Source organism: Intrasporangium sp., from assembly GCF_030452765.1.
In the GTDB taxonomy this organism is placed as follows: domain Bacteria; phylum Actinomycetota; class Actinomycetes; order Actinomycetales; family Dermatophilaceae; genus Intrasporangium_A.
In genome coordinates, this window is the sequence record NZ_JAKDLO010000250.1 from 1 (window position 1) to 5,153 (window position 5,153).

The following is a 5,153-nucleotide window of genomic DNA, read 5'->3' on the forward strand; positions in this document are numbered from 1 at the left end:
GCTGCAGCGTCGCGTAGTCCTCGGCGATGCGCACCGGGTCGGTGGTCGTGATGAGGGTGGTCGAGGTCGACAGCAGGATCCGCTCGGTCTGCGCCGCGATGTAGGCCAAGGTCGTGGTCGGCGCCGACGGCACGAACGGCGGGTTGTGGTGCTCCCCCGTCGCGAAGACGTCGAGGCCGACCTCCTCGGCCTTCTTGGCGATCGCTACCGTGTTTGCGATGCGCTCGTGCTCGGTGGGCGTGACTCCGGTGGTGGGGTCCGTGGTCACGTCGCCGACGGTGAAGATGCCGAACTGCATGTCTCTCAGCTCCTATTTGATTGAGAATTCAACCATAGAACCCGAGGACGCGGCTGCGCATTCCCGACCATGAGTCAGCGGCGCTCAGCTGCGCCGATCACCAGCAGGGGCCGGCAGCCGATGGCGTCACGTCTGGCAGGGTGTTCCCATGTCAGCCGTGCACCGACTTGCGACCGCCGTCTGGCGACGCCTCGGCGGACGGTGGCAGTGGCGGGTGCTGCGCTGGCGCGAGTCGACCTTCCTCGTGGGCCTCACCGGCGTCGTGATCGACGACGACGGGCGCGTGCTCGTGCAGGTGCACCGCTACTGGATGGGCAACCCCTGCGGTCTGCCGTCGGGTTGGGCCGCGGTCGGCGAGACCTGGGAGCAGGGCCTGACCAGAGAGGTCCGGGAGGAGACCGGGCTCACGGTGACCGACGTGCGTGTCGTGCGCGTGGCCCCGGTGCCGGCTGCACGACGGGGGCCTCGCATCGAGGTGCTGCTCTCGGGCCGAGCACCAGGGCAGGCCGTACCCCGGCCTGACGGCACCGAGGTGCTGGCCGCCGAGTTCGTCGACCTCGCCGAGGCGCGCCGCCGGCTGCGCCCGGAGCATCTGCAGCTGATCGACCTCGCTGTGACATCCTGACGCGGTGAGCGCCGAGATCTCGCCGAAGGACCGGTTCATCACCGTCTACGGCCGCAACCCCGTGCACGAGGTGCTGCGCGACGGTGACCTGCACGTCGACAAGATCGTGATCGCCGAGGGCGCGCACGGCGCCGGCATCCGGGAGATCCGGCAGGCGGCCCGCCGTCGGGGCATCGAGGTGCAGCAGGCGAGCGCCGAACGGGTCAAGAAGCTGGCCGGCAACGGGCGCCAGGACCAGGGCGTCTTCGCCGACGTGGTGGCCCCCCGGATGCTGCCCCTCGACGTCGCTCTCGACCAGCAGACGATGCGCACGGTGCTCGTGCTCGACGGCATCACGACGCCGGCCAACGTCGGGATGATCCTGCGATCGGCCACGGCGGCCGGCATCGACGGCATCGTCGTGCCACGGCGGGGAGTGGCGTCGCTCGACCCGCTGGTGGTCAAGGCCTCGGCCGGGGTGGCCTTCCGCGCCCCCATCGTCAAGGCGTTCACCGCCGCGGAAGCCGTGGCCGCCCTCAAGGCGAACGGTTTCCACGTCGTCGGCCTCGATGCCTCCGGCGACGACGACCTCTTCTCGGCGCACCTGCCCGAGCCGGTGGCGTTCGTGCTCGGCAGTGAGAGCGAGGGCCTCGGCCCCGAGGTGGCAGCCCTCGTCGACACCTGGGTCTCGATCCCGATGGCCGCCGGCGTCGAGTCGCTCAACGTGTCGGCGGCCGCCGCCGTCGTCTGCTTCGAGCTGGTGCGCCGAGCCCGACTCTGACCGGCGCGGTCCGGCCTCGTTGACTGGTGAGGGGTCAGCACCGTCTCGCTACCCCCGCCCCCCCTCCGCAACACACCAAGTAGTCCTCAACCCACCGGGCAGCTACCCGGTGTGTTCACGATTACTCGGTGTGTTGGTGAGGGTCTCGGGCTCAGGAGGTCCGGGGGTCGAGGTGCGGCTCAGCCGACGTGCATGGTGCCCACGCCGACCTCGGCCACCCGGCCCGCCACGTGGATGCCGCCGTCGTCGTCGACGGTCAGCTCCAGTCTCGAGGGCCGACCGACCGCCGCGCCCTGCGACACCTCGATCCGGATGCCGCGGGCCCCCTCACCGACGAGCCAACCGCCGAGGTTGGAGCAGGCCGAGCCGGTGGCGGGGTCCTCGTCGAGCGAGCCATCGCCGGCCGCGAACAGGCGCGCCTCCACGGTCGCCTCACCGGTGTAGGCCCAGACGTACACGTGCGGCGCCGGGCCGACACCACCAAGGTGCTGGTACATCAACGCGATGTCGGGCGAGCAGGCCCGCACTGCTTCGGCGCTCTCGAGCCGAACCATGGCCTGCTCGACCCCCACGTTCACCAGCCGAGTGCCACCGGCCGCGACCGCCTCGACCGGTAGCCCCAGCGTGCGGGCCAGTTCGTCGCGGGTGAACGAGGGGCTGCGAAAGCTCGGGGTCCCTGCGCTCAGGCGCCAGGTCGGGCCGACCCGGCGCACCGGGATGCGACCGGCAGGCATCGAGAGCGAGAGGGCATCGGGCAGGGCGGCTCTCGAGCCCGGCTCTGCTGAGTCGAGCAGGCCACCGATCAGGCCGGCCACGACATGCGCCGTGCCGAGGGTGGGGTGTCCGGCGAAGGGCATCTCGTACGACGGTGTGAAGATGCGCACGTCGGCCGAGCAGGCGTGCCGGTCCACGGCCGTGACGAACGTCGTCTCGCTGAGGTTCAGCTGCCGGGCCCACGACTGCATCTGGGCACCCGACAGCTCTGCGGCATCCGGGAAGACGGCGAGGGGGTTGCCCGAGAACGGGTCACCCTCGATACCGAAGACGTTGAGCAGGCGAAACGGCAGGTCCATGACCACAGTGTGCCTGCTGGGCTCGCGATGTCGGCGGCCTCAACTCCCTTGACCACCTTGAACGCACGGGAGGACAGTGCAGTCATCCAGCCTGTCAGTGGGGAGCGGCGATGCGCGCGGTGCGGGCCAGGCAGGTCTTCGACGGTGAGCGCTTCATCGGCGCTGCTGACATCGTCATCGACGGCCCGACCGTCGTGGCGGTCGGACCTCCAAGTGATCACGCCAGTGCACCCCTTGACGACTTCGGCGACGCGACGGTGCTGCCCGGGCTGATCGACGCCCACCAGCACCTGGCGTGGGACTGCTCCGTGGACCCCCTGGCCTGGCACCGCGAACACGACGACGTGGCGCTGCTCGAGTGCGCCCGGGCGAACGCGCGTCGTGCTCTCGAGGCGGGCATCACCACGGTGCGCGACCTCGGGAGTCGTGGCCGCGTCATGCTCGACCTGCGTGATGAGTGTGCGCAGGACCTGACGGCCGGCCCGACGCTGATCGTGTCGGGTCCCCCGCTCACGACCCCGGGAGGGCACTGCCACTTCCTCGGTGCTGAATGCGCGACCGTCGAGGACCTCCTCGCCGAGGTCGCCCGCCAGGCGGCCGCCGGGGTGGATGTCATCAAGATCATGGCCACCGGCGGTCAGGTGACGCCCGGTTCGTCACCGGGCGACACCCAGTTCGGGGCCGAAGAGCTGAAGGCGGTGGTCGTGGCCGCCCGCGCGGTAGGTCTGCCGGTCGCTGCACACGCGCACGGCCGAGGCGGGGTGGCTGCCGCGGTGGAGGCACGGGTCGACTCCATCGAGCACTGCTCGTTCATGACCGACGAGGGGATCGACCAGGATGCTGAGCTCGTCGCGGTGGTGGCGGCATCCGGTATCACCGTGTCGATCACGGCAGGCATCGCGCCCGGCCCGGCCGACCCGATCGTGGCCGCACGCCTTCCCGCTCTCGTCGCCCATGTCCGAGGACTGCGTGACGCGGGGGCCCGGTGCATCATGTCGACCGACGCCGGCATCTCCCCGACGAAGCCGCACGACTGCCTCGTGTACGCCGTTTCCCAAGCCGTCCACCTCCTCGGGATGCCCGTCGAAGGGGCACTCGCCACGTGCACGTCGCTCGCCGCGGACGCGCTCGGAATCGAGCGGCAGGCCGGGCGAGTGCGCCCGGGTCTTCCGGCCGACCTGCTCGTCGTCGATGGTCTCGTCGAGACCGACCTCGACGCGATCCGGCGTCCCGTTCTCGTACTGAGGGGCGGCGTCGACGTCGGGGGACACGGCTGACCCGTGCGGAACGGCCCGTTCAGAGCGGCTGGAAAGTCTGGCATCGCCCGCACGGTGCGCGAGCACTAGATTGACGACATGGCCAAACCCGACGGCGTCGTCCCCGGCAACATCTACCTCTTTCGGCACGGCGAGACGGAGTGGTCGCTGAGCGGCCAGCACACCGGCACGACCGATCTGCCGTTGCTACCCGAGGGCGAACAGGCGGCTCGTGAGCTCGCGGACGTGCTGAAGCACCATCACTTCGAGCGCGTGCTCGTCTCGCCGCTGCAGCGGGCCAAGCGCACCGCCGAGCTGGCGGGCCTGGGTGACTTCGAGGTCGAGCCGCTGCTTCGCGAGTGGGACTACGGAGGCTATGAGGGCGTCACCACGAAGGAGATCAGCGCTCAGATCGGTCACCCGTGGGAGGTGTTCGTCGACGGCGTCGTTGCCGGTGACACCCCGGGTGAGACGATCGACGAAGTGGGCCACCGGGCCCAGCAGGTGATCGACAAGGTGTGGCCCGACCTCTCGAACGGTGACGTCGCCCTCTTCGGTCACGGTCACGCCCTCCGCGTGCTGACCGCGACCTACCTGCGCATCGGTCCGCGGTTCGGCAGCCAGCTCATTCTGGATGCCGGGTCGATGAGTGTGCTGAGCCACCACCGCAACACCCGGTGCATCGGGATGTTCAACCTTTCGCCGTGGCGCCTCATGCAGGACTTCTGAGCGGCCGACGTGACGCCGAACCGGCCTCGGCTCCGAGAGGAGCCGAGGCCGCTGGTGCGCCGGTTTCAGTCGCGGGGCAGGTCCCAGTTGTGCACCGGCTCGTTGGCGCTCATGCCCTCGATGTAGTGCCGCAGCATCTCACGCAGGGCCTTGTCACGAGTCAGCCCGCGCGCCTCGAGGCGCTCGACGCAGGCGGTCTGCCACGAGGCGCCGTTGACGCCCTTGAGGCAGCGCTGCTCGATGATCGTCAAGAACCGGTCGCGTACGGCTTGCGAGACCCCCCACTTCTCGAGTCCCTCGTGCGCCATCGGCAGCAGTCGGCGCAGCACGAGCTCGCTCGCCGGCACGTCGCCGAAGCCGGGCCAGAACGCGCGAGCGTCGATGCCGAGCCGGGCGCCCTCCTCGAAGTTGG

Annotated in this window: 6 protein-coding genes and 1 pseudogene; 4 read left to right on the forward strand and 3 right to left on the reverse strand. The window is 70.3% G+C overall.

The window, feature by feature from the left end:
• A partial coding sequence (locus L0H79_RS20520; protein ID WP_301486496.1) for an LLM class flavin-dependent oxidoreductase occupies nt 1-298 on the reverse strand: 298 nt, incomplete at its 3' end.
• Between the two features lie 148 nt (nt 299-446).
• Between L0H79_RS20520 and L0H79_RS20525 the strand changes: the two genes are divergently transcribed.
• Both L0H79_RS20525 and L0H79_RS20530 read left to right on the forward strand, forming a co-directional pair.
• Nucleotides 447-923, forward strand: coding sequence for an NUDIX hydrolase (locus L0H79_RS20525; protein WP_301486497.1), 477 nt, complete (start codon nt 447-449; stop codon nt 921-923).
• Between the two features lie 4 nt (nt 924-927).
• Entirely contained in the window at nt 928-1,683 is a 756-nt protein-coding gene (locus tag L0H79_RS20530; RefSeq protein WP_301486498.1) for an RNA methyltransferase, read from the forward strand.
• Between the two features lie 179 nt (nt 1,684-1,862).
• On the opposite strand, the gene L0H79_RS20535 is transcribed toward L0H79_RS20530, so the two are convergent.
• Complete coding sequence (locus tag L0H79_RS20535) at nt 1,863-2,756, reverse strand: PhzF family phenazine biosynthesis protein (protein WP_301486499.1); 894 nt, start codon at nt 2,754-2,756, stop codon at nt 1,863-1,865.
• 110 nt (nt 2,757-2,866) lie between these two features.
• Here L0H79_RS20535 and L0H79_RS20540 point away from each other — a divergent pair, with 110 nt between their 5' ends.
• Together L0H79_RS20540 and L0H79_RS20545 are read left to right on the forward strand one after the other, a co-directional pair.
• The gene (locus L0H79_RS20540) at nt 2,867-4,033 is read left to right on the forward strand and encodes an amidohydrolase family protein (RefSeq protein ID WP_301486500.1); all 1,167 of its coding nucleotides are present in this window, start codon (nt 2,867-2,869) and stop codon (nt 4,031-4,033) included.
• Nucleotides 4,034-4,111: 78 nt separating this feature from the next.
• On the forward strand, nt 4,112-4,741 hold the full coding sequence (locus L0H79_RS20545; protein ID WP_301486501.1) for a histidine phosphatase family protein: 630 nt from the start codon (nt 4,112-4,114) through the stop codon (nt 4,739-4,741).
• A 65-nt stretch (nt 4,742-4,806) separates the two neighbouring features.
• On the opposite strand, the pseudogene L0H79_RS20550 reads toward L0H79_RS20545, so the two are convergent.
• A pseudogene (locus L0H79_RS20550) lies at nt 4,807-5,153 on the reverse strand (glutamate--cysteine ligase); the annotation flags it as partial.